Origin of the sequence: Gluconobacter sp. (genome assembly GCF_047723935.1) — a bacterium.
Taxonomy (GTDB): domain Bacteria; phylum Pseudomonadota; class Alphaproteobacteria; order Acetobacterales; family Acetobacteraceae; genus Gluconobacter.
In genome coordinates, this window is sequence record NZ_JBDOBO010000001.1 from 419,106 (window position 1) to 441,724 (window position 22,619).

General features: G+C 59.0%; 24 protein-coding genes, 1 tRNA gene and 1 riboswitch. Of the genes, 10 read left to right on the forward strand and 15 right to left on the reverse strand.

Features of this window, described 5'->3' with window-relative positions; genetic code table 11:
• The first annotated feature begins 13 nt into the window (after positions 1-13).
• The gene (locus ABF979_RS01925; RefSeq protein ID WP_202206406.1) at positions 14-574 is read left to right on the forward strand and encodes a hypothetical protein; all 561 of its coding nucleotides are present in this window, start codon (positions 14-16) and stop codon (positions 572-574) included.
• 17 nt (positions 575-591) lie between these two features.
• On the opposite strand, the gene ABF979_RS01930 is transcribed toward ABF979_RS01925, so the two are convergent.
• Positions 592-665: transfer RNA gene (locus ABF979_RS01930), tRNA-Gly, on the reverse strand.
• A gap of 110 nt (positions 666-775) precedes the next feature.
• A riboswitch (SAM riboswitch) is annotated at positions 776-855 on the forward strand.
• Positions 856-934: 79 nt separating this feature from the next.
• Between ABF979_RS01930 and metZ the strand changes: the two genes are divergently transcribed.
• The 3 genes from metZ to ABF979_RS01945 are packed head-to-tail and all read left to right on the forward strand — an operon-like array spanning position 935 to position 3,862.
• Positions 935-2,128 (forward strand): O-succinylhomoserine sulfhydrylase, encoded by a 1,194-nt coding sequence (gene metZ / locus ABF979_RS01935; protein WP_415557498.1) that lies wholly within the window; start codon positions 935-937, stop codon positions 2,126-2,128.
• Between the two features lie 41 nt (positions 2,129-2,169).
• Positions 2,170-2,643 carry a Co2+/Mg2+ efflux protein ApaG gene (apaG, locus tag ABF979_RS01940; protein WP_415557499.1) on the forward strand — a complete coding sequence of 158 codons (474 nt, stop codon included), beginning with the start codon at positions 2,170-2,172 and terminating at the stop codon, positions 2,641-2,643.
• A gap of 52 nt (positions 2,644-2,695) precedes the next feature.
• Complete coding sequence (locus ABF979_RS01945) at positions 2,696-3,862, forward strand: bifunctional 2-C-methyl-D-erythritol 4-phosphate cytidylyltransferase/2-C-methyl-D-erythritol 2,4-cyclodiphosphate synthase (protein ID WP_415557544.1); 1,167 nt, start codon at positions 2,696-2,698, stop codon at positions 3,860-3,862.
• Between the two features lie 126 nt (positions 3,863-3,988).
• Here the strand turns inward: ABF979_RS01945 and ABF979_RS01950 are convergent, their stop codons facing one another.
• The 11 genes from ABF979_RS01950 to aat all read right to left on the reverse strand — a co-directional run bounded on the left by ABF979_RS01950 (position 3,989) and on the right by aat (position 16,463).
• The gene (locus ABF979_RS01950; RefSeq protein WP_015072348.1) at positions 3,989-4,117 is read right to left on the reverse strand and encodes a hypothetical protein; all 129 of its coding nucleotides are present in this window, start codon (positions 4,115-4,117) and stop codon (positions 3,989-3,991) included.
• Between the two features lie 140 nt (positions 4,118-4,257).
• Complete coding sequence (locus ABF979_RS01955; RefSeq protein ID WP_415557500.1) at positions 4,258-4,947, reverse strand: ATP12 family protein; 690 nt, start codon at positions 4,945-4,947, stop codon at positions 4,258-4,260.
• Positions 4,944-7,514 (reverse strand): AsmA family protein, encoded by a 2,571-nt coding sequence (locus ABF979_RS01960; RefSeq protein WP_415557501.1) that lies wholly within the window; start codon positions 7,512-7,514, stop codon positions 4,944-4,946. Before ABF979_RS01960 ends, ABF979_RS01955 begins: the two co-directional genes overlap by 4 nt.
• Complete coding sequence (locus tag ABF979_RS01965; RefSeq protein WP_086634390.1) at positions 7,511-8,503, reverse strand: RluA family pseudouridine synthase; 993 nt, start codon at positions 8,501-8,503, stop codon at positions 7,511-7,513. The genes ABF979_RS01960 and ABF979_RS01965 overlap by 4 nt, the downstream gene beginning before the upstream one ends.
• Positions 8,500-9,912: a replication-associated recombination protein A gene (locus tag ABF979_RS01970; protein ID WP_415557502.1), complete on the reverse strand. Its 1,413-nt coding sequence runs from the start codon at positions 9,910-9,912 to the stop codon at positions 8,500-8,502. Before ABF979_RS01970 ends, ABF979_RS01965 begins: the two co-directional genes overlap by 4 nt.
• A 77-nt stretch (positions 9,913-9,989) precedes the next feature.
• Positions 9,990-13,217 (reverse strand): AsmA-like C-terminal region-containing protein, encoded by a 3,228-nt coding sequence (locus tag ABF979_RS01975; RefSeq protein WP_415557503.1) that lies wholly within the window; start codon positions 13,215-13,217, stop codon positions 9,990-9,992.
• 64 nt (positions 13,218-13,281) lie between these two features.
• Positions 13,282-13,767, reverse strand: coding sequence for a thioredoxin-dependent thiol peroxidase (bcp, locus tag ABF979_RS01980; protein ID WP_215749436.1), 486 nt, complete (start codon positions 13,765-13,767; stop codon positions 13,282-13,284).
• Positions 13,768-13,827: 60 nt separating this feature from the next.
• Complete coding sequence (locus ABF979_RS01985; protein WP_415557504.1) at positions 13,828-14,214, reverse strand: hypothetical protein; 387 nt, start codon at positions 14,212-14,214, stop codon at positions 13,828-13,830.
• A 142-nt stretch (positions 14,215-14,356) separates the two neighbouring features.
• A complete protein-coding gene (locus tag ABF979_RS01990) occupies positions 14,357-14,929 on the reverse strand; it encodes a hypothetical protein (RefSeq protein ID WP_415557505.1) in 573 nt (190 codons plus the stop codon).
• Positions 14,926-15,804: a hypothetical protein gene (locus ABF979_RS01995; protein ID WP_415557506.1), complete on the reverse strand. Its 879-nt coding sequence runs from the start codon at positions 15,802-15,804 to the stop codon at positions 14,926-14,928. The genes ABF979_RS01990 and ABF979_RS01995 overlap by 4 nt, the downstream gene beginning before the upstream one ends.
• On the reverse strand, positions 15,804-16,463 hold the full coding sequence (gene aat / locus ABF979_RS02000; RefSeq protein WP_415557507.1) for a leucyl/phenylalanyl-tRNA--protein transferase: 660 nt from the start codon (positions 16,461-16,463) through the stop codon (positions 15,804-15,806). Before aat ends, ABF979_RS01995 begins: the two co-directional genes overlap by 1 nt.
• Positions 16,464-16,525: 62 nt before the next feature.
• Between aat and ABF979_RS02005 the strand changes: the two genes are divergently transcribed.
• Positions 16,526-16,723 carry a hypothetical protein gene (locus ABF979_RS02005; protein ID WP_415557508.1) on the forward strand — a complete coding sequence of 66 codons (198 nt, stop codon included), beginning with the start codon at positions 16,526-16,528 and terminating at the stop codon, positions 16,721-16,723.
• A gap of 3 nt (positions 16,724-16,726) precedes the next feature.
• Here the strand turns inward: ABF979_RS02005 and ABF979_RS02010 are convergent, their stop codons facing one another.
• Positions 16,727-17,119, reverse strand: coding sequence for an MAPEG family protein (locus ABF979_RS02010; protein ID WP_232309097.1), 393 nt, complete (start codon positions 17,117-17,119; stop codon positions 16,727-16,729).
• 31 nt (positions 17,120-17,150) lie between these two features.
• Positions 17,151-17,984, reverse strand: a complete 834-nt coding sequence (locus tag ABF979_RS02015) for an EcsC family protein (protein ID WP_415557509.1) — start codon at positions 17,982-17,984, stop codon at positions 17,151-17,153.
• A gap of 120 nt (positions 17,985-18,104) precedes the next feature.
• Here ABF979_RS02015 and ABF979_RS02020 point away from each other — a divergent pair, with 120 nt between their 5' ends.
• Positions 18,105-18,620, forward strand: coding sequence for a hypothetical protein (locus ABF979_RS02020; protein WP_202206396.1), 516 nt, complete (start codon positions 18,105-18,107; stop codon positions 18,618-18,620).
• 15 nt (positions 18,621-18,635) lie between these two features.
• On the opposite strand, the gene ABF979_RS02025 is transcribed toward ABF979_RS02020, so the two are convergent.
• Positions 18,636-19,052: an EVE domain-containing protein gene (locus ABF979_RS02025; protein WP_415557510.1), complete on the reverse strand. Its 417-nt coding sequence runs from the start codon at positions 19,050-19,052 to the stop codon at positions 18,636-18,638.
• Positions 19,053-19,200: 148 nt separating this feature from the next.
• On the opposite strand from ABF979_RS02025, the gene ccmC reads away from it, so the two are divergent.
• The 4 genes from ccmC to ABF979_RS02045 are packed head-to-tail and all read left to right on the forward strand — an operon-like array spanning position 19,201 to position 22,614.
• A complete protein-coding gene (gene ccmC, locus ABF979_RS02030; RefSeq protein ID WP_086634380.1) occupies positions 19,201-19,962 on the forward strand; it encodes a heme ABC transporter permease CcmC in 762 nt (253 codons plus the stop codon).
• Positions 19,959-20,126 (forward strand): heme exporter protein CcmD, encoded by a 168-nt coding sequence (locus ABF979_RS02035; RefSeq protein WP_143412318.1) that lies wholly within the window; start codon positions 19,959-19,961, stop codon positions 20,124-20,126. Before ccmC ends, ABF979_RS02035 begins: the two co-directional genes overlap by 4 nt.
• Entirely contained in the window at positions 20,123-20,626 is a 504-nt protein-coding gene (gene ccmE / locus ABF979_RS02040) for a cytochrome c maturation protein CcmE (RefSeq protein WP_415557511.1), read from the forward strand. The genes ABF979_RS02035 and ccmE overlap by 4 nt, the downstream gene beginning before the upstream one ends.
• An 8-nt stretch (positions 20,627-20,634) precedes the next feature.
• Positions 20,635-22,614 (forward strand): heme lyase CcmF/NrfE family subunit, encoded by a 1,980-nt coding sequence (locus tag ABF979_RS02045; protein WP_415557512.1) that lies wholly within the window; start codon positions 20,635-20,637, stop codon positions 22,612-22,614.
• Positions 22,615-22,619 lie beyond the last annotated feature (5 nt).

The following is a 22,619-nucleotide window of genomic DNA, read 5'->3' on the forward strand; positions in this document are numbered from 1 at the left end:
TAAGAATAACATCATGACGATCCAGCAGATTCTTTCCCGTATCCGGCTTCGCCATCTGGCGCTGCTTACAGTCTCAGCCCTCTCGGTCGCCGCAACGGTGAGCGCTGCGACAACGCATCACCGGACGCATCATACGCGTCGGGCTAACGCCGTGGGCACAGGGGCCGCACCGGTTATCCTGTCTGCCCATCCGGGCACGCAGCTTGATATTGATGCGCGCAAACTGAACACGGACGATCTGGAAGATGCCGCCAAGCATCACGATCACCCGGTCGTGCTCGTAGGCTCTGCCCCACTATCCGCAGGCAAGAATGATGAAGCCCTGTTCGTTCAGCTTCAGTCTGCCCGCCTCTGTGGGTCTGCTGGCTGCACCACATCCGTGTATCTGCGCCATAACGACAGCTGGAAGACGGTTCTGGATTCTGTGAACGGTGATATTTCCGTTCTCCCTACACGCCACAAAGGCATGCACGACCTTCTGGTCGGCAAGAATGACAAGTGGATCTGGGACGGCAACGAGTATCAAGACACCTTGAGCGCGCCACCAATGCCCAAGATGAACGGGCCGAACTGACAATTTTCAGGAAAGTCTGGAGCGGGTGAAGGGAATCGAACCCTCGTATGCAGCTTGGGAAGCTGCCGTTCTACCATTGAACTACACCCGCGACGTCGCTACTTATACCCCCCCCTTCGCGCCTCTGCAATCCATGCCGAAGGGGTGTTGACGCAAAACCACTCCTCGGCCCATAGTCCGCTCGTGAAATGGCCATAAAGACCGTTTCATCCTCGTGATTTGAGCGGCCGGCTTGCGGCGAGGATAAATAATTGCGCTAAAGAGGCCCTGCGGTTTTCCATCCAAGATTTCCCAGGACTTCCACGGCCCGCCACATGCTTTCCGCCTGTCTGGGTGGAAACCTTATGGAGGGACTGATTTATGTCTTCAGAAAACTGGCGTACTGCCACCCGTCTCCTGCACGACGCACCGAACCGCACTGAATTCGGTGAAACGTCCGAAGCCATTTTCCTGACATCCGGCTTTGTCTACGATAGCGCTGAACAGGCTGCGGCGACGTTTACGGGTGACGTTGAGCACTTCCAGTACTCCCGCTTCGGCAACCCCACTGTTGACACGCTTCAGGAGCGCCTAGCTCTGCTCGAAGGTGCGGAAGCCTGCATCGCGACTTCTACAGGCATGGGTGCCGTTTCTTCGGCTCTTCTGGCCCATGTAAAGACTGGGGAGCGCGTTGTCGCATCCCGCGCCATCTTTGGGTCCTGTTACTGGATCGTCACCAGTCTGCTGCCGCGCTACGGCATTGAGACGGAACTGGTCGATGGTGATGACTATGAGGCATGGGAGCGCGCGCTTTCCCGCCCGACAGCCGCGGTTCTGATTGAAAGCCCGTCCAACCCAATGCTGGACGTTCTCGATATCCAGCGCATTGCAGACCTTGCTCACAAGGCAGGCGCGCTGCTGCTGGTGGACAACGTGTTTGCTTCCCCCATTGGACAATCTCCCCTCAAGCTTGGTGCTGACGTCGTGCTGTATTCCTGCACGAAGCACATTGATGGTCAGGGCCGTGTTCTGGGTGGCGCTGTTCTGGGCAGCGACAAATGGATCAAGGAGACCCTCCAGCCCTTCACCCGCAACACGGGTAACGCGCTGTCTCCGTTCAATGCATGGGTGCTGCTGAAGGGGCTGGAAACTCTCAAGCTTCGGACCGAAGCCATGGCGCGCAATGCTGCAGATGTCGCAGATGCACTTGCTGGCCTGCCGGGCGTCGTGAATGTCCGCTATCCCGGCCGTAGCGATCATCCGCAGCATGAACTTGCTCAGAAGCAAATGAGCAACGGTGGATCTCTCGTCGCTTTCGAAGTCGAAAACGGTAAGGCCGGCGCTTTCGCATGCCTCAACGCCTTCGGCCTCATCGCAATTTCCAACAATTTGGGTGACGCCCGCAGCCTGGCCACGCATCCGGCAACCACGACGCATATGCGTGTTGGCGAAGATGAACGCGCACGTCTGGGCATCACCGACGGCGTGATTCGTCTTTCCGTTGGTCTGGAAGATGCAGCCGATCTGATTGCAGACGTCACCGCCGGTGCCGCTGCTGCTCACGCCGCAAAATAAGTTTTCCTGACAAAGGCGCGGGATGACATTAGAATGGCGTTATGCCTGACAAGTCATCCCAACCCCATCTCCTGGCTGATCCGGAAGCGGCAATGGCCGAAGCCATGGAAAACGCCCCCCGTTTTAGCCAGACTACGGACGACGTAACTGTTACCGTCCGCACGTTCTGGCTGGACGACCAGTCCCAGCCGGAAGACCACCGGTTTGCGTGGGCCTATCATATCTGCATCGAAAATGGCCGGGAGGACACCTTCCAACTGATTTCCCGCAGTTGGGAAATCGTGGATGGCCTCGGAAGAACCGAGCATGTCCACGGAGATGGCGTTGTCGGCGAACAGCCCATCATCGGTTCGAAAGATCAGTATGATTATACGTCGGGCGCCATGCTCACCACGCCAAGCGGTTTCATGCGCGGCACGTACCACATGCTCGAGCCCGTTTCAGGCCAGCGCTTTGACGTGCATATCCCCACGTTCAGCCTCGACAGCCCTCACGAAGCCGGGCTGCTGCACTAACTCCTGACGCCTACCCTTGACGTTGCGCGCCCGGCAGCCCATTCCTGCGCGCATGCGTATTGCTGCCCTTCTTCTCGCCGCCGGTCGTGGCCGGCGCTTTGCAACTGGCTCGCCCGAAGGTGAAAGCTCCAGCAAGCAATTCCGGATGCTCCGGGGGAAACCCGTCATCCGCCGTGCCGCCGAAGCTCTGCTTCCACACGTGGATATCCTGCTTCCCGTAGGAGATGATCCGCTGCTGGCTGACAGTCTGGCTGACCTGAATGTTCTGCCACCCGTATCAGGCGGTGCAGAGCGTCATGACAGTGTACGCAACGGACTGGAAACGCTCGCCAATCTGGCAGAGCCTCCGGATCTCGTGCTTGTCCATGACGGAGCACGCCCCTGCGTGCCGCCCGAGGTGGTTCAGAACGTCATTGAAGCACTGAAGGCCCATGCCGGTGTTATCCCTGCCGTTGCGGTCAGCGATACGATCAAGAAGGTGGAAAACGGTATCATTGTCGATACCGTCTCCCGTGAAGGCCTGTGGCGCGCACAGACCCCGCAGGGCTTTCACTTCCCGACCCTGCTCGAACTTCACCGAACCCAACGTGATGCCCGCACCGATGATGCCGCATTGCTAGAACATGCAGGCCATCCGGTCGCCATCGTTCAGGGCTCGGACAACAATATCAAACTGACAGTTGCGGAGGATCTGATGCGTCTTGAAGGTGTAATCGACGGTAACCTGCTGCCCCGCGTTGGGCTTGGCTATGACGTCCACGCATTCGAGGAAGGCCGCAAGCTGATCCTCTGCGGCATTGAAATTCCCCATACAAAGGGACTGGCCGGTCATTCAGACGCCGATGTCGGCATCCATACGCTCTGTGACGCCATTTATGGCGCGCTGGCTGAGGGCGACATTGGCCGTCATTTCCCGCCGACTGACAACGAGTGGAAGGATATGGATTCCGCCCGCTTCCTCATCCACGCTGGCGAACGTATCCGTGCCCGTGGCGGCTTCCTTGTCAACGCGGACATCACTCTGATCTGCGAACGCCCGAAAATCGGCCCTCATGCCAAGGCGATGCAGGACCGTCTGGCAGAGCTGCTACAGGTGAATGTCAGCCGTATCTCCGTGAAGGCCACCACGTCCGAGCGTCTCGGCTTCACAGGCCGCGAAGAAGGGATTGCAGCGACTGCTGCCGTCAGCATTATGGTGCCGGATAACGGAGACGCCTGAACGTCCAGGTTTACTTTTCAGGAAAATTCCAGAGCCCATTCCTCATAGCGGAGAGTGGGCTTTTTTTCTTGTCGCACTAACAAAAGCGACAGGCCTGACAGGTTCTCAGGCCCAATCAGCCGCGTCTCAACCGTGAATAGCGCAGACCACGACAATAATCGGCGTTGCAGCTAGCAGAAGCCATGCCCCCATGGAGCATTTTGCTACAAGACGTGTACCCATGTGACGCATGGGACGACTGACGGATACCGACATATCTTCCTCGACTCTGACATTGCAGGACAGAGCGGAAACTGCGCCATAACTCCCCTTGGAAGCCAGTCACTAATCATCTCGTTCTGTCACAGCGCCAGATGCGCCCCGATTATGGCAAGATCATGCCCTAAACCGGGAAATCAGGTGTTTCGGGACAACTTTAGAAACTGAACGGTTTCCGCCGTATCTTTTTCCCGAATTGCCATGATGCGAATTAGCTCATCGTCCTGTCCCCAGACCAGAAGCTGCTGCCGTTCATCAGCATTTGCGACAAAGGTCGCCTCTTCCATGCTGATGGCGCCATAAACCAGCGCCAGAGACAGCAGAAGACTTCCAAAACCCTGTGTCAGCACACCCAATGCCGCAAGTTCCGCTTCCCCTTGCTGAGACAGCAGACGCTCCAGCCCCGTCACGTAATCGCCAGACTGCGTTACAGGCATAAGTCCGTCTGTTACTTCCGGACGAATGCCCTGCGTCGCCAGCCAGGCAAAGACACGCTCAGCTGTCGAATCGGCTGGTCCTTTGCGATAGCAGAGCCCGTCATCCAGACCCAATCGCAAAAGCACTTCCCGCGCCTCAATCAGATCCGGGCGAATCCGCTCGATCATGGTTCCGGCAACGCGGGTCATGGAGAGCTGTTCAGGCGTAAAGGAGGCATCCTTTGGAATAGCCTCCCATTCTGCCGCAATCGCCTGCGCCAGAGACTGCGAGGCAACAGCCAGTACAGTTCCCTGAGGAAGCCGGATGGGCCGCCCGTCCAACTCAGGAGAGAATAACCCGTCGCGCTCCCCGACTGAAACGCTCTGCCAGAATCGTTTGCGGCTGCTCAATGGAGAACTCCCAGCGCGCGCAGAATGTCACCCGCTTTGTTATGATGATGAGACTGCTCGGACGGCGGCGGTCCAGCCTGCCCTTCGCGGGCAGCCGCAAGCGCGGCTGTGCATGGGTCAGCCGGGGCTTCGCCACCAATCGAAAGCTGGAATCGGCCACCGGCATCCCTGTCCTGCTTCGCCTGTGGCGCAGACAAGGTGCCCGTTACGATAACAGGGGTGGAAGCACCGGCACCTTCGAAGTCGATACTGGGCACGAGATGCAACTGGAGTTCCTGTGATCCCAGACGGACCTCACCATGCCCAGCCGTAGAGAACCGGCCGGACTGGAGGCCAATCGTGTCCAGCGTGGCTGTATCGTTAGCAAGCGCCATGTGCAGACCAATACAACGCAGCGGCCGCACTCCGCTTCCCAGAAGGGAATCCGCGCCTGACCCAGCAATGCGGCCTAGGATCTGGCTGTCGACTTTTCCGTCTACCATGGAGACGCCCAGATGCCCGTTCAAAGACTGCCGCAGATCCTCAGCCGTCTGGCCCTGACCTGACACTTCCCCCACAAGCTGGACTGGCCCCTGAAGCAGCAATGGCAGCCCCAGGCCCTCTTCCAGAAGACCGATCGGTAGTACCAAAGGCTGGAACGTCAAATGAGTTGTGACCGGCAGATGGGATGCATCCAGATCTGCCTGTCCCGATAGGGTCAGTCCCTGCCCTTGTCCGGAAATCGGCTCAAGGCGCAGATGACCGTCTGACAGGGTCAGGTGTGTGGCCAGGTTTGTGTAGTCATGTCCATAGAACACAACCCGGTCGAGCGTCAGATGAAGGTCAAGGTCCTGGGCTCGCAGACGCTTGACCCATGAAGGCACAGCCGCGTTTTCCACAACACCTGCGTCAGACACGGCGGGAACAGAAGACTGATCCTGCATCTGAACAGGCTGTGTCGCCGCTTTTTCTACGGTCCCCGTCGCTCCCGGAATGGTCGCAGGCGGAGCTTTCGCAGGCTGCTGAGCAGCTTTCGCATCCTTCAGCCAGACATCTCTCAGCGCATCGAGATCAAGCTGGGTTGCGTGCAGATGCCCGTTGAGGAGCGGCGTAGAGTTTTCATCAGTCAGAAGATGAAGGGCGCCATCAAAGTCTGCCTCGCGGCTCTTGAAAGCCATATCATCCAGCGTGGCTTCACTCAGCCCTTTGCTGCTGACCGTGCCCTGAAGCGAAACGTCATGCAAAAGAACGCGCGGCAGGTGAAGCGCTTTAGCCCCGCCCTGCACCACAAGATGACTCTTCTCGGCTCCTACAGTGCCGGACACCGTTACTCTGGCATCATCCTGAGCATTAATGGGCGGCGTCGCGCCTTCAACATTCAAGGCGGTGGACAGAGACAGCGGCATGGACCGCAGTTCAGCCTCGACAGGCACTTCCGTATGGAAATGATCACGTCTTGCGAGATCAACCTGTTCGAGGGTCCCGGCTTTACCAAGAATTCTCCAGCCCGTATCGCGCCACAGCACATCTGCCGCCACGGAAAGCGGCGCAGATGCTGCATCAGCATCAAGGTGGAGATTACTCACCGCTGTTCCACGAACCGTCAGACCCGCAACATGCAGATGAATGCGGCTGGGTGCCAGACTCGCCAGTAAGGCCCGCGCCTTCTCGGTCCAGGTCGCATTTGCCACCTGCCCGGCATCACCCTGCACCGTGATGTCTCCGCCAAGCCCACGCATGTCAGGCAAGCTGGCATGAGGAAACAGGCGATGAGCATCCTGCAGATTAGGCCATTCTCCCTGCGCAGTCAGAACGAGGCCGCGCAGATTCGATGCATCATGAATCTGACCGTCCACATTCAGCCAGTCACGCTTGGCATCCGTTCCAAGCGTCGAACCCAGGCTGAAAGTCCATGGCTTTGCGCCAGAGCGCAGAAGCGCCAGATCACCCACATGCCCCTGCACCGTGAAGGGGGTTCCGCCGTGGCTCCCCTGCAAATTGATCCAGGGGCTTTGGCTTCGCAGACCAGCCAGATCCATCGTGCCAATCTGGAAGCTACCGCTCATTTTCTGAGCCTGATCGCGCCAGTTCACTGTGCTGTTCGTCAGATGCAATGCATCCAGAGAAAGATCCCAGTGAGCCTGCACACGCTCACCAACATGCTGTCGAACCGGCAACGGGGCCTCTGCGCCACCTGCGTCTGAACGCGACGGCTGACTGAACGTCCAGTTGGCATTCCCGTCCGCATCGCGCTCCAGCGAGAGCGTGGCGCCATCCACTACGAAGTCCTGAAAGCGAACCTCGCGGTGAAGAAGCGCAAGAACAGAAAGACCCGCATGCACGGTCCTGGCCTGAAACACCGGAGCCTGGCCTGGGCGCTGCAACACCAGATTGCGCGCCTCAAAAGATGGCCATGGCAGGATCTGGATGGTGGAGCTTTTCACCACCATCGAAAGACCCGTCTCTTTTTTCAGAGCCTCGGCCACACGCTGGCGCAGCGCATCCTGATCAATCAGCTCATGTGCAGCAATGCTGACGCCCACGAAGGCAACGATGACCCCGATGAGCGCGCCAGTGAGTTTCCTCATTTTGCAGGCCCTCTGCTTCCCTTGATGCGCTTCGGCGCAGGTGTATCGCCCGGCACGAACCCAAGTGAACGGAACGTTTCACGCATATGCGGCGGCAGTGGTGCCGTCACGATCAGACGACCACCCGCCGGATGGGGAATATCCAGCTGACGGGCATGCAGATGCAGCTTGTCGATAAAGCCTTCCGGATGAGCCGTTTTCCCACCGTAGCGCGGATCACCCACAATCGGCGTGCCCAGAGACTCACAATGCACACGAAGCTGATGCGTCCGTCCCGTCAGCGGAGACAGGCCGAGCCAGGAGAACTTCTTTCCCGCAGCGTCGATCGTCTCGTATTCGCTCTTGGCAGAAACCGCATCTTCTTCACCGCGGGAAGCCGCCACGACAAGCGCAGCACCACCCGCACCGATTTTGGCCAGAGGCTGGTCAATAATGCCAGACGCCTGCGCCGGACGACCGACAACAATCGCCCAGTAGGTCTTGCCAACATCACGCCCACGGAATGCTGCTGCCAGCTTGGCAGCCACACCGGGCGTACGCGCGATCAGGAGAATACCGGACGTATCCCGGTCAATCCGGTGCACAAGGCGCGGACGGTCTTCGTCTTCCTTGCGCAGGCCGTCCAGCATCATGTCCACATGCTTGGTGATACCCGGGCCACCTTGCGTAGCCAGACCAGATGGCTTGTCCAGCACTAGAAGATGATCATCCTGATAGATCACCATCTTCTCGATTTCGCGCACCAGCATCGGATCTGGCGGCGGCAGCGGGGCCTGACGGGTCATGTCCGGCAGCGGCGGAATACGCACGCTCTGCCCAGGAGCAAGACGTGCGTTGCTCTGGACCCGGCCACCATCAACGCGGATCTGGCCTTTACGGCACAGCTTCTGGAGCGCGCCCTGAGTGAGATTAGGGTAGTGACGTCTGAACCAGCGGTCGAGGCGCAGATCGGCTTCGTCTTCGGTTACAATGCGGTTGGAAACTTTCATGGATCGCGGGATGCCCTTTTGGCGGCCCGTATGTCCAGAAGTTTTCTGATACGGCCCTCGTAACCCCGGTCTGTCGGCTGATAGAGCGAGACCCGCTCCATGCCCTCCGGGAAATAATTTTGTCCCGAAAATGCGTCTTCGGAATCATGGTCGTACTCGTAGCCCTTCCCGTAGCCAATGTCTTTCATCAACGTCGTCGGGGCATTGAGAATATGAGACGGCGGCATGCGGCTTCCGGTCTCACGGGCCAGCTTCCGTGCGGCCTTGTAAGCCATATATACGGCATTCGACTTGGGCGCCGTCGCCAGATGAACCACGACCTGCGCCAGCGCCAGTTCACCTTCCGGCGACCCCAGCCGCTCATAGGTCTGCCAGGCGGCTACGGCCATCGGTAGAGCGTTTGGGTCCGCCTGCCCGACGTCTTCCGCTGCAAACCGGGTCAGGCGACGGGCGATATACCGCGGATCTTCGCCACCTTCGAGCATCCGGGCGAACCAATACAGTCCTGCATCCGGATCGCTCCCCCGCAGGGATTTGTGCAGTGCAGAAATGAGATTGTAATGCTCTTCCCGGTCACGGTCATACAGAATGGCCCGTCGGGACAGGAGAGCCGCAAGATCTTTCGGGGTCAGTTCCCTGTCAGGGTCCAGAACAACCAGCTGCTCCACCATGTTCAACAGGTAGCGTCCGTCACCATCCGCCATTGCCCGAAGGCTGGCACGCGCTTCCCGATCCAGCGTCAGGCGATGGCCTACGTCTTTTTCCGCATGCGTCAGCAACGCTTCCAGACTGGCATCGTCCAACCGGTTCAGCACCAGAACCTGACACCGGGATAAAAGCGCGGCGTTCAGCGCAAAAGATGGATTCTCTGTCGTCGCCCCAACCAGCACAACCGTCCCGCGCTCGACATACGGCAGGAATCCATCCTGCTGCGCCCGGTTGAACCGATGGATTTCGTCCACGAAAAGCAACGTGCCACGACCTGTTACGTCCTGACGCCGATCTGCCTCTTCAAAGGCTTTGCGCAGTTCAGCAACACCAGAAAAAACAGCCGAAATCTGTGCATAATGAAGATTGGCTTTGCCTGCCAGCAGGCGCGCAATGGTCGTTTTGCCGCAGCCGGGACCGCCCCACAGGATGAGGCTGGACAACGTGCCCCGCGCAAGCATTCGCGTCAGAGTACCTTCTGGCCCCAGCAGATGATCCTGGCCGCGCACCTCTTCCAGTGTTTTCGGGCGCAGACGATCTGCAAGGGGCTGCGTCCGTGAAGGCGAACGAGCGGGTATTTTTGGCGCCTCAATAGGGCGGGGCGGTGAAGGCTGCCGAGCAGACTGCGTGTTCCCACGGGACGGCGGCTCGCGCCCCGCAGGTCCGGGATTTGTCCCGAACAGATCTGTCATGTCCGCCATGGCTGCCTCCTGATACGGGAACGATCATAGAACTCCCGTACATATTTCGGAACAGCTGTGACTTTAAGGAAGAGCGACTACTGGAGAATTTTCCGCAAAGCTCCAGGAAGAAGCATGGAAAGCGGATTGACGGTCAACTCAGGCTGACCAACAACACCCGTCACATCAAATGTCGCGGCCAATACACCGCCGCCCTTCTCTGGCGCCAGAATATGCCCGATCCCCGGCAGCTTCCCCGGCAGCGCGTTCAGGCCAAAGAGTGGCACAATAGTGCCATGCAGAGCCAACGCTGACGTATCCAGATCCACCGGCCCTTCTACAGTGGCGCCAAGAGCCTGATTACCAATTGTTCCATCGCGCAGGACGAGCTTTCGCCCTTCCAGAGCAATCTTTGTGGACACGTGGCTTACGCTAAAACGATCCGTGCGGCTTTGCGACCAGTGCAGCGGGGAAAGATCAGAAACGGCTGTCAGGGTAAAGGGCGGCTGAAGGAACTGGAACGGCCCGATTTCCAGTTGCCCCCGGAAAGGCGGAAGTCCCAGCCCAAGGCCCGACGTGCCAGCTTTCTCGCGCAGGAAATTCCCATCCAGATGTGCCGCGCCACCGCCGATCCGATCATATAAGCCCAGCCCTTTCAGCAGTGCTCCCAGATTGTCCACATCCAGAACGAAGGGCTGCCTCCGGCCTGTATCCGCCAGAACGGCTCTCACACGCGACGGGGCATCCAGTGCAAATCGTCCGGATGTCAGGCTGCCATTTCGCAGCTCGATATGCGACACGACGCCCCCAACCAGCCCTTTAGGACCAAAATAGACCCGCGGGGCGTGCAGATCGATGGACCACGCATCTCCGGCACTAGCGGTCTTGTCAGACGAGCTTCCAGCTTCACGCGTAGCAATCGCAGCCGCATCGCGAGATGCCTTGCGGGATTCCGGGTCAAAAAGCGGCGCAAGATCCAGCGGATCAGCATTCAGAATGATCTGAATGGGAGAAGATGGTTCCTTGGGCAAGGTGATCTGCGCATCACCCTCACTCCGGCCCAGACGAAAGCCTTCAATGATAATATCGTTGAGCCGCCCTCCCTGCGTCACACCACGGCCAGCGACAGAAAGTGTCTGGCCATGCGCCTGCAACCCATCCAGCGCCACCATGTCATGGCCCCGGAAGCCAATATGGGCAGACGCGACAGCTGCCTCACCTTCAGGCTTGGTCCAGACCGGAACAGTAATTCCGGCCTTCTCCATGTTCAGGGAAAGAGCAAGATCCGCAAGCGTATCGGCATGCTCTATGTAATGCGCTGAAAGCGTGGCATGGCCGGTAAACAAACCCGCTGGCACAAGATGCGACTTCACTGCAGACAGGGGATCCAGAAGCGCCGTTGCACGAATATCCTGCAACACACGTCCCGGCGCTCCCTGCTGGAAATTTTCATCCAGCGCGACATGGACAGGAATGCCCGACAACCGCCCATCCCCTGTCAGGTTCAGGCCGTTTTCCGTCGCTCCGAGTGTGCCGGACGCTCCATCAACAGGCCGCCCCATCAAGACATTGCCAAGATGCACGTTGGCAAACGAGGCTTTGGCCTGAACATGAATGTCACTGTTTTTGAGACGCGCCGTCAGCGGCAGCGTTAGCCGAGCCTGAGCATCAATAGTCCCGGAAGGCTCCGTGAACGGAAGCGGATGCCGTGACAGAAGATGCAGCCTGGGATGAGAGAGAATATCCCGAAAAGCCGCGACCGATCCCTGAAGATGGGTCTTGATATCCCCTGTCGTCGGGCCTTTCTCATACAGATTACCAATGCGCACCTGACCGTCAGGGATGCTGATGATTCCATCTGGCGTGGCCTGCTGACCATGCTCCAGATCAAGAACCAGCGTATCAAATCCATCAAACCCGAGACGTGCATCGATACCCGTCGCGGGCGGCACAGGCCGCAGCCAGTGCACGGTCAGGTCATGGCCCAGCAACTGGCCATCCATGCTGGTGGGGAGGATGTGCGACAGCCCATCGCTCGTATGAAGATGGGTTCGAACCATCAGGTCCCGGCCCTGCCCGCTGGTGATGTTAGCAGCGATCCATTTCCGCCCGCCCCTGATGATACCAGCAGGCCAAACGCTCCCGAGCGTCGCAAAATCAAACCCATCAAGACTGGCCGTCGCATCTCCATCCAGCACGTGAATATGCTGGAGATCATTGACGGTCAGATCAGCGGTCGCATGAAGGTGCGTCAGGGCATTATTGGTATCAGCAATCGTCAGCGAACAGTCAGGAACGGAAAGCCTTGCGGCCCCCTCTGTGCCAGGTTTTGCCATAACCAGATGAAGGGACGCCTTGCCGTCACGCAGATCAACGGGCAGCGCTTCTTTCTGCGCAACATGCCCGGCTCCAAGGGCAACCTGCATCTCAATGCTGGCTGGAAGCTCTCCCATGCCATGAGGCACGACATGAATATCCGCGCCAACGGTCAGCGGGACGTCCCATGCCGCCAGAGTTGGAGCGAACATATTCAACCCGGACGGTCTGAACGTCGTGGACGTCAGATGCCACTGGCCAGTGGTAGCGGAGGTCTGTCCGCCTTTTGCCGTCAGAAGCGTCTGGAATGATCCAACGCGCACGGAACTGCGCCACCAACCATTCCATAGGTAATCATGAGACGCAGCAGCGACTTTCAGCCGCTGCCCGTGTGCTTCAATCGGCCCCAATAGCAGTCGTTGTCCATTGGGAAGCCCCAGCAGCGTAATGCTGACGTTCTTAAGGTCCAGGGCCGCCAGTCTGTCCATCTGTGTCGGAACACCGCGGCCGCCGTGTTTCTGGGAGGGCAGATCCAGATCGACATCGCCATTCGGCTGACGACGCAGAACCAGCGTGACATCCTGCAGGCGCAATCTGCGCGGGGCGATGATGCCCTGCAGAAGCGGCGCAAGTGCCAGAACCGTATCGGCCTCACCGGCCTGTTCGGCAGGTGTACCATCCAGCCGGGCGACCGTCAGCCCGCGCGCTTCAAGCATCAGCCCCGCAGAAATACCGCCGGAGCTTGGTTGCCATTGAACACGCAGCCGGGACCACGAAAGGCGCCCGGCGGGATGCCCCGGCTTTTTGCCTGCGACGACAGACACCGGTTCAATGAGACGTGAAACTGCTGTGATATCGACTGGCCCATGTGCCAGCTTCCACAACAGGACAGCCGACAGCGCGCCGGCCACGGCGACGGGAGCGACAAAGGCAATGCAGGCCCACCGTGCAACATGCAGATGACGGGGCAAATGAAACGGGCCAGGTGTGTAAGGATCAGGCAGGGCCATGACTGGTTTGCCGGGAAGCCTCCGGCGTTCTCCCTGTCTGTGAAAGAGATGGCTGGAGAGGCTCTCAGGCCCCTGAGGTCAGGCTCCGGAACGCTTCTGCCACAAGGGCAGAGTGCTCAGCAGGCTTAACTTTGCGCCAGATGTGACGGATTACGCCGCTCCCATCCACCAGAAAGGAACTGCGCTCCATGCCCATGTAGGTGCGGCCATACATGGATTTCTCAACCCACGTACCATAGGCCTCAGCCACCACATGGTCTTCATCCGACGCCAACGGGAACGTCAGTGAGTACTTTGCAGCAAAGCGCTGGATTTTTGAGACGGCATCCGGGCTGACACCGATAATGGTGAGGCCTTCACTGTCAAAAGACGGCAGGTTCTCCTGAATGGAGCAGGCCTGCGTCGTACAGCCGGGCGTGTCAGCTTTCGGATAGAAATAAAGCAGATATGGCTTACCCTTCAGCGCATCGCTGCTGACGGTACCGCCGCCCGAGACGGGAAGCGAAAACGCAGGGGCCTGGTCGCCCACCTGAAGAGCATGATCTGTCATAGGCACCATGATTGCCTGACACCCTTCGCCCGATCAAGGCGGACGAAGGGTAAAAAGGGCTCAGTATTGCGGATAAACCACAACTGGCGGCGGCGGAGCATAAACGACCGGCGGCGGTGGCGCATAAACCACACGTGGCGGCGGGACATACACGACCGGCGGCGGTGGCGGACCATAAGAGTTGCTCAGCATGGCGCCACCAACGGCACCGATCGCCAGACCGCCTAGAATGCCACCAACGACGGCACCGGTATTTCCACGATGACCGCCACGATGCCAGCCCGGTCCCGGGCCATAATATCCACGCCCAGGGCCACCGTATCCGGGACCGCCATATCCGCCATGCCAATGAGCTTCAGCGGCGGGAACTACGGCATTCGGGGCAACTACTGCCGTGCCGATCAGCAGGGGCGCAGCCAGAAGGGCTGCACGGGTGATGCGACGCATGGCAAATCTCCTCATTACGTCAGACGGGGGATCAGAAGAGATCCTGCCCGCCCTGTGAGAAGAAATCTGCCACACGAAAATGGCAGGAAAAGGCAACAATCATGGCAAGATTTTCTCAAATTATGACTATTGCCCGCCGCTCTCAGTGCTTCGGGTCAATCCGGTGATAACCGGCTGGTGGATCAAAGAGTTCTGCTGACTGAGACACTCGATTTACCGAGGCAGCCTGTACCACAAGCCGCCCGCTCTGGGTCGCGCCGAGCAGCAGACCATCCGCCGTGTAACAGAAGTCTGTGGGCTTGTTGTCGGTGTCCGCAGCTTCCCAGATGACGCACGGCTCACCAGCAATTGTGGCCGGACCGACCTGTTTCCACGCCCCTGGCGCAGGTGTTCCCGGAGCGGAAAACGATTCGCCCGGGGCCTCGGTGACCGTGGCAGTTTTCAGAGCCGTATCCAGAACCATCAGACGATGAAGCCGGTAATCCGTCAGCATGACCGTTGAAGCCCCTTCCGGATCAACGCGCTGACGCCACATCTGCGAGTTCCAGCGCATCCGCTGGTGCAGATGCTGCCCTCCCGGCCCCACCATAACGTAATCGATATCCGCATCGTGCATCGGTGTGACAAAAGGGGCCGTCATGGTGTCAGCAGCGTTCGCTGCGCCGGCTACGAGAACAGCCAACGTAAAGGCGGCGGCCAGAGAAATACGCTTCATTCTTTCATGCCACCGTTTACTGGTCCGCTTGGCGGCTGATCAGGCGATGAGACCGTTCCGTCACCAGCCGAATCATTAGGAACAGATGGCTGGGTTGTATCCTGCGACGGCGCAATCTGCCCCGGAAAAAGCGCTGGCCCTGCGGGGCCTGACGTTTCCGCAGGGGTCCCTTCAGCCGCAATATGGCCCGGCGTCTGCACACTGGAATCGCCCGCAGCGCCACCTTCCGGCACAGGAGACGGCGTCTGAGTATTCGCCTGATTACTGACTCCCCCCTGACGGTGAGACGCTGTTCGGGGCGTGATTTCCTGGAAACCAGCCGGGGGCTGGAACGTCGCGGTAGGGAGATCCCCATAGGACAGGCTTACAGCGCGGATAGAGCCCGAGGCACCATCGGCATCCACACCATCCTCGGCGAGAATGACACCATCATCCGTCACGCAGGCCGAAGCTTTGCCATGGGCTGTCTGGATATCCCAATGATCACAGACGGCCCCGGCAATCGTCTCTTTACCGCCCTTGGTGTACTTCATGCCCAGATCCAGCATGAACGGATTATGCAGTCCGTGCTGGGGACGAATATGTGCGTACAGTTTGCGCGGCACCATCACGAGCGTCACGACCTGCCCCGGCCGGTCCAGAATCGTGATGCCTTGCCCATCTGCTGAGTCGATCCGCAGCAGATCACCCGACCCTGAGAAATAGACCTTCACATCGCCGCCCTGAGAGGCCGGAGCAGACAGGTGATATGTCACGGTCGCATCACGCGCGGGCGCCAGTCTCGGATGGTCATCAGCGAGAGCCGATCCGCCACTGCCTGCGAGAAGCAGGCCAATGAGAAGAGCAGACTGATGCCGCCGGAGGAATGAAATCATCAGGATTCTCCTGGATGTGGGCGCAGAGACGCGATGTCCTCGCGCAGGGCGTGCAGACTGAAATCATCCGGCCAGATGGTACGGACAGTCAAAGCCTGGTTCAGCAGCGCCAGATAATCTGCCGCCGGGATACCGATGCCCCCAAGCGTTGTCAGATGGGGAGTGGTATATTGCGTATCCAGAAGGCGATACCCTCCCTTTCGCAATCCTGCAACGAGATGGACCAATGCAATCTTGGAAACATCGCGCTGGCGGGAAAACATGCTCTCCCCGAAAAATGCTCCGCCGAGGGCAACGCCATACAGCCCCCCTACCAAGGCGCCTTCGTCCCAGACTTCGATCGAATGTGCAAAACCACGCTGATGCAGAGCGCCATAGAGGTCACAGATTTTCGGGCTGATCCACGTCTCCTCCCGGCCCGGCGCAGGGTCTGCACATGCGAGCATGACGTCCCCAAAAGCCCGATCTGACGTAACCTGAACCTTGCCAGACCGGATTGTGCGCATCAGCTTCCGGGGAACAATCATTGCGTCGAGCGGAAGTACTCCCCGCTCTTCCGGAAAATACCAGCTGAGCTCGTCACTGTCCCGATCAGGGGCCATCGGGAAAATCCCCGAGGCGTAAGCATCCAGCAGGATTTCAGGCGTAATGTCAGACATCCGGTTCCTGCTTCTCATCGCGCATAGGGGAATATTCACCTTTCTGTACCCGGATGTGGTACATGGTACTTCAATCTCAATGGAGTACCGCATTGCCTATAGCGTTTGTTTATCTGATTTGTCTGATTCCGCTGGGGCTTGCACGTTTCCTGCTCCCTGAAGCTGACGGCCTGCTGATGGCACTCGTCAAAATCTGTTTTGCAGGAATTGTGTTCTGGGGCCTGCTGGACTTCTGGCGCCTTCGCCCCAAGCGAAGCTGATCGTCAGATCAGTCCGCCCAGAACCAGAAACAGCCCGATCATCGACACACCCCAGATCAAACTGCGGATGCTCCCCAGACCCAGGGCATAAGCTGGAATATAAGCCAGTCGCCCTAGGAAGTAGAGGCCTGCTCCCCAGGTCACCAGACTTCCGTCCCGACCGGCCACATGGGCCACAAGGACTGCCCCGATAAAGATCGGGAGCGTCTCCTGAAAATTTGCCTGTGCCCGCCGCATTCTGGCGGCAACGCCTGTGTATCGCGGGGCTTCGCCATCCCGGTTACTCGTAGCCCACTGCACACCATCCTGCCTGCGGCAGGCCGCTGACGTCAGAAACAGCTGCACGACAGCCAGAACCAGTGTGAAACTCAGCCAGACAAGACTGCTCGGCATCATATTTCCAGCTTTCGTTCAACGTCCTGAAAAATCAGGAAAAGGTTTCCGATGCGGCACCTGAGCGGATGTCCATGGCAGCTTCGTGAACAGCGCGACCATGAGTACGCTCCAGACGACGGATCGTGAAATGCGCCCGCGCAAGTGCGCGATAATGGGCGAGGAAGGCAGCGTTAAGCGAGGCACCACACAGCGCACCCGCAACAGGAACCATCTGCAACGCGAACTTCCGCGACAGGCCAATTCCATAATGAGAGGCCACTTCGGAAATCAGCATCACAACCGGACGTCCACGCAGCAAGGCGCGCGCAGAGAAGAATCCGAGCTCCCCATCTTCCTCTTCCTGACGGGCAGGGAAAGTTTTGAGTGCAAACACTTCAAGGCACGCGCGACGTGTTCCCTCATCACGCAGGTCTTCACCCTCTTCACGGGCAATCCGCGCGATTTCCCGCATGATCGTCAGGGTTGTGAACCCGACGTCAGGGGCCAGTCCGAAAATTCCACCAAAGCCACCGACGGCGCCCGACACGGCAACAGCAGCCTGTCCGGCATTCTCACGCCACGGTTCACGAACGAGCGGGACGTCATTCTTGATGCCGACAATCGCGATATTGAAGGCACGTTCAATCGCGATTTCAGCCGTCTTCTGAATTTTCTGCTGCACTGTGGGCGCAAGGCCGAGGCCTTTCATCCCGAGTCGCGCTGCCTGCCCGACGGCTCCTCCCATCAGATCCGCCAGACGGACAAGGACACCGCGCCCCTGTTCGACGCGTTCCAGAACGGACTGAAGCTGGGCCAACGAGTCCCCGTCCAGCGCCAGTGATGCAAATTCGCTACTCGGAAGCTGCGAGCCATTCTCTACGGTCATGACGATCAAAACTCCTGTTCGTAAGACCTGAAACCGTTTACCCGATAGCAGGTTTCATATCGCATCACGAAAGCCCCCTGCTTGACGGGTGCCCCGGCCGGGTGTGGAGAAGGACATATTATGAAAACATTTTCCCGCTGGATCCTGTCTGCCCCGCTGGTAGCCAGCCTCCTTGTGACAGCAGCCGCACCGGCCCTGTCCGCTCCACATCATGCCCATCGTAGCCATAGTACGGCCGATCTGCCACAGATCCCGCCCTCAACAGCGCATCAGCTGAACAACCCGCCAGAGAAAAACCTGACGCCCGCCCAGCAGGTTGCACTGCCAGACGGTGGAGCTCCTCCGCCGCCGCACGGCTATGTTGCCGTGGAAGACTCCGAGGAAAGACTCGCAAATTTCAGCGGCGAAGTGCGAACGCATCTTCCTGTCGGAATGCCGGGCACCAATGCTGAGCAGAAAACCAATGGCACAAACAACCTGCCATCCCACTTCAGCATTTTCGGTATGCCAGTGAAGTTCAACGCCCCTGTTACGGCGCCCTATCACAGCGAAGATCTTCCCCTCACCTACGCTGGGCACCCGTCCAACGGGCAGACCAATGTTCTCGTCAACGGGGATGCGTCAGACATTCACTGACCGGGAGCGGGTCCGTCAGGCGCGGACCCACCCGCCGATTTTCGTCAAATGCCGGAACTCCTGTTCCGTCACCGGGGCGACAGAAAGACGGGACTGCCTGAGAAGAGCCATCTCTTCCAGAGCCGGATCTGCCTTGATCTGAGCCAGGGTTACCGGAGTCGTGAAAGCACCAATCGCCTTCACATCCACGCAAACCCAGCGCGGATCGTCCGCAGTCGGGTCCGGATAAGCTTCTTTCACGACCCTGACGACGCCAACGATCTGCTTTTCACTCACCGAATGATAGAAAAACGCCAGGTCATCCGTCTTCATGGCCGCAAGATTGTTCCGCGCCTGATAGTTGCGAACGCCGGTCCATGGTTCGATGTCATTACGAACCTGTTCATTCCACGAAAAGGCTTCAGGTTCGGATTTTATCAGCCAGTACGCCACGTCTTTCTCCTGCGGAAAGTTCCCATTTCGCGCTCATTTCCGTGAAACGTGATAACAGTCATAGGAACAATGGGACAATGCGCCCCTTCCGAATGCGTGGGGTTCGGACTATTTCAAGTAGAAATATTTCTCCGAGTTGAGAGTTCCCGTGCGCCCTACGCCCAACCTGCTCCATCGTTATGCCAATCCGGGGCAATTCCTGCGTCTGGCCCGTGCGCTTCAGCCGTGGCTATCCACAGGTGCGATCATCTTCCTGACCGTCGGCATTGTCTGGGGTCTCTTTTTCGCCCCCGCTGACTGGCAACAGGGCGAGACGGTCCGGATCATGTATGTGCATGTCCCAATGGCCTGGCTTGCCTCCTCCTGCTACCTCGGTCTCGCAGTCTGCGGGCTTCTCTCCCTCGTGTGGCGGCATCCGCTGGCGGATCTCGCCGCCATCGAAATTGGCCCGGTCGGGGCCTGCGCAGCCGCTCTTTGCCTCATTACAGGCTCCCTCTGGGGACAGCCGATGTGGGGCACCTGGTGGGTATGGGACGCGCGCCTGACCTCCGTTCTGGTGCTGTTTTTCCTGTACCTGGGGCACATCGCCCTGATCCGGGCCTTTGATGAACCCGCCCGGGGACAACGCGCTGCTGCCATTCTGGCACTGGCCGGCGCCATCGATCTGCCGATCATCAAGTTCAGCGTCCAATGGTGGAATACGCTGCATCAGCCGGACAGCATCACGCTGACTGGTGCACCGACCATGTCCATGACGATGCTCTGGCCGCTCCTCATCACGACCATCGGCTTCACTCTTGGTGTCGCCGCTGTCATTTTCGCCCGGCTGAGTGCCGCAATCCACGAGAGCCGCGCGCGTCAGCTGATGGCACGCTCCAGGCTCAACCGTCCGGACAGGTCCGCAGCATGATGCACCTTCCCAATCACTGGCCCTATATCGCCGCAGCTTATGGTCTCACCATCGGCTGCTCGCTGGTTCTCGGTATCGGCGCGGCTTTGCGTCTGCGCCGTGCCAAAGCCCGGCTGGCGGCTGTCGAAAGCCAGCTCCGCCACCGTGAAAGCTCTGCATCATGACCCGCAAGACACGTCGCCTGTGGATTGTCATCGCCTGCCTCGCCTGCATCAGTTCCGCGGCAGCCCTTACGCTGAGGGCCTTCTCGTCCAACATCGTGTTCTTTATGGCCCCGTCTCAGGTCAAGGCGCACCCCCCGGCGCCCGATCGCACGATCCGCTTGGGCGGAATGGTCGTTGCGGGCTCACTGCACCGCATCACGGAAAACGATGCCCCGGTAAACTCCTTCAACGTGACGGATGGTCAGGCTTCAGTCGAAGTTCACTATACCGGCATCCTTCCTGACCTTTTCCGCGAAGGCCAGAGCGTGGTGGCACTCGGTACGGTGCAGAAAGATGGTGGTTTCACGGCCAGTGAAGTGCTTGCCAAGCATGACGAAACTTACATGCCCAAGGAAGTGGCCGAAGAACTGAAGCGTACCGGCAAGTGGGATCCACGCTTTGGTAAAGCCCCTGACGCGGCAAGCTGGGACACCATGACAGCCAAGAAAACCGGAGGCTGAACGCCATAATGTTTGGACCAGAACAGGGCCATTTTGCCCTGGCCCTCGCCTGCGTTCTCGCACTCATTCAGTTTGTCGTTCCCCTCTGGGGGGCTCACAAGCGCAATGCCCGCCTTGTCGCCATGGCGCCATTTCTCGCGGTTTCACAGCTTTTCGCTCTGGCCATCTCTTTCTTCAGCCTGATCATGTGCGCCGTTCGGGATGATTTCTCTGTCCAGAATGTTGCGGCAAACTCCGCTGCCTCCAAACCGCTGCTGTATAAAATCACGGGTGTGTGGGGAAACCATGAAGGGTCGGTTCTGCTCTGGACCCTGATCCTCGGCGTCTGCGGCGCAGCCGTATCGACATTTGGACGCAATCTCCCGGACATTCTCCGTGGCCGCGTTCTGGCCATTCTTGGCGGTGTTTCAGCCGGGTTCCAGCTGTTCTGCCTCCTGACCTCCGACCCATTCGACCGTGTTTTTCCGGCTCCCATGGATGGTCAGGGCATGAACCCGCTACTTCAGGACCCCGGCCTCGCCTTCCATCCGCCCATTCTCTACACGGGCTATGTTGGCTTTGCCGTCCCATTTGCGTTTGCCGTTGCCGCTTTGCTTGAAGGCCGAGTGGATGCCGCCTGGGGCCGCTGGGTTCGCCCTTGGGCCGTAGCGGCCTGGTGCTTCCTGACCTGCGGCATCGCACTCGGGTCCTGGTGGTCTTATTATGTGCTGGGTTGGGGCGGCTACTGGTTCTGGGACCCGGTTGAGAACGCTTCGCTCATTCCGTGGCTGACCGGAACCGCGCTCGTTCATTCCGCCATCGTCGTAGAAAAGCGCGAGGGCCTGAAAATCTGGACGGTTCTGCTGGCTATTGCGACATTCTCATTCTCCTTGTCCGGCACATTCCTTGTCCGCTCAGGTATTCTGAATTCAGTCCATGCCTTCGCGAATGATCCGGCCCGTGGCGTGTTCATTCTGGCACTTCTGGCTTTGGTCATTGGCGGTTCGCTCGCTCTCTTTGCATGGCGCGCGCCGTCTTTGACATCTGGCGGCCTGTTCTCGCCCGTCTCGCGAGAAGGCTCGCTCGTTCTGAACAATATCCTGCTGTGCTCGATCTGTGCGGTCGTTGTGACAGGCACGATGTATCCGCCATTCATGCAGCTTCTGGCGGGGCGCACCATTTCAGTGGGCAAGCCATTCTTCGATGCGGCAACCATCCCACTCACAATTCCCCTCCTTTTGGCCATGGGCGTCGGAACAGCGCTGCCATGGAAGCGGGCGCAACTGGCACGGACATTCTCCCACCTATTTGTCGCGGCCATTTTCGCGGCCATCGGCCTGGTCCTGTGTTTCTGGAAGTTTTCTGGAGCATTGCCTATCGCCTGTGGCGCTCTGGCGATCTGGGTCATGGTGGCCTCCGTTACGGATGTTCTGCGCCGCATTGGCCTTGGTCATTCCAGCCGCAGTGACATGCTGGCGCGCGCCAAGAGCCTTCCCCGCTCAAGCTGGGGAGCAGCGCTGGCACATATCGGTGCTGGCATTACCGTGCTGGGTCTGTGTGGAATGTCTGGTGCCCAGCATGCGATCGTAGAGATCCACGTTGGCGAGACCCGCAGCCTTGCCGGTGACGACTGGACCCTTGTCAACGTTCATGACTATGCCGGGCCGAATTACCGCGCGATGCAGGCAGATATTGCCGTACGCCACAACGGCAAACTGATCACGATGCTGCATCCGGAAAAACGGGACTTCACCACACAGAACCAGACCACAACGGAAGTCGCGATCCATACGAACTTCATCACGGATCTTTATGGCGTCGTGGGAGACCGGCACGGAACGGGCGTCGATGCGACCTATGTGCTACGTCTGCACAAGAACCCGCTTGCCCCGTGGATGTGGCTGGGCGGGCTTGTTATGGCCATCGGCGGAGCGTTCTCGCTCTCGGATCGTCGTCTGCGCGTTGGCGCACCGAAGCGGTCTGCCGCACGGACCATGGCCAAAGCCTGAGGAGA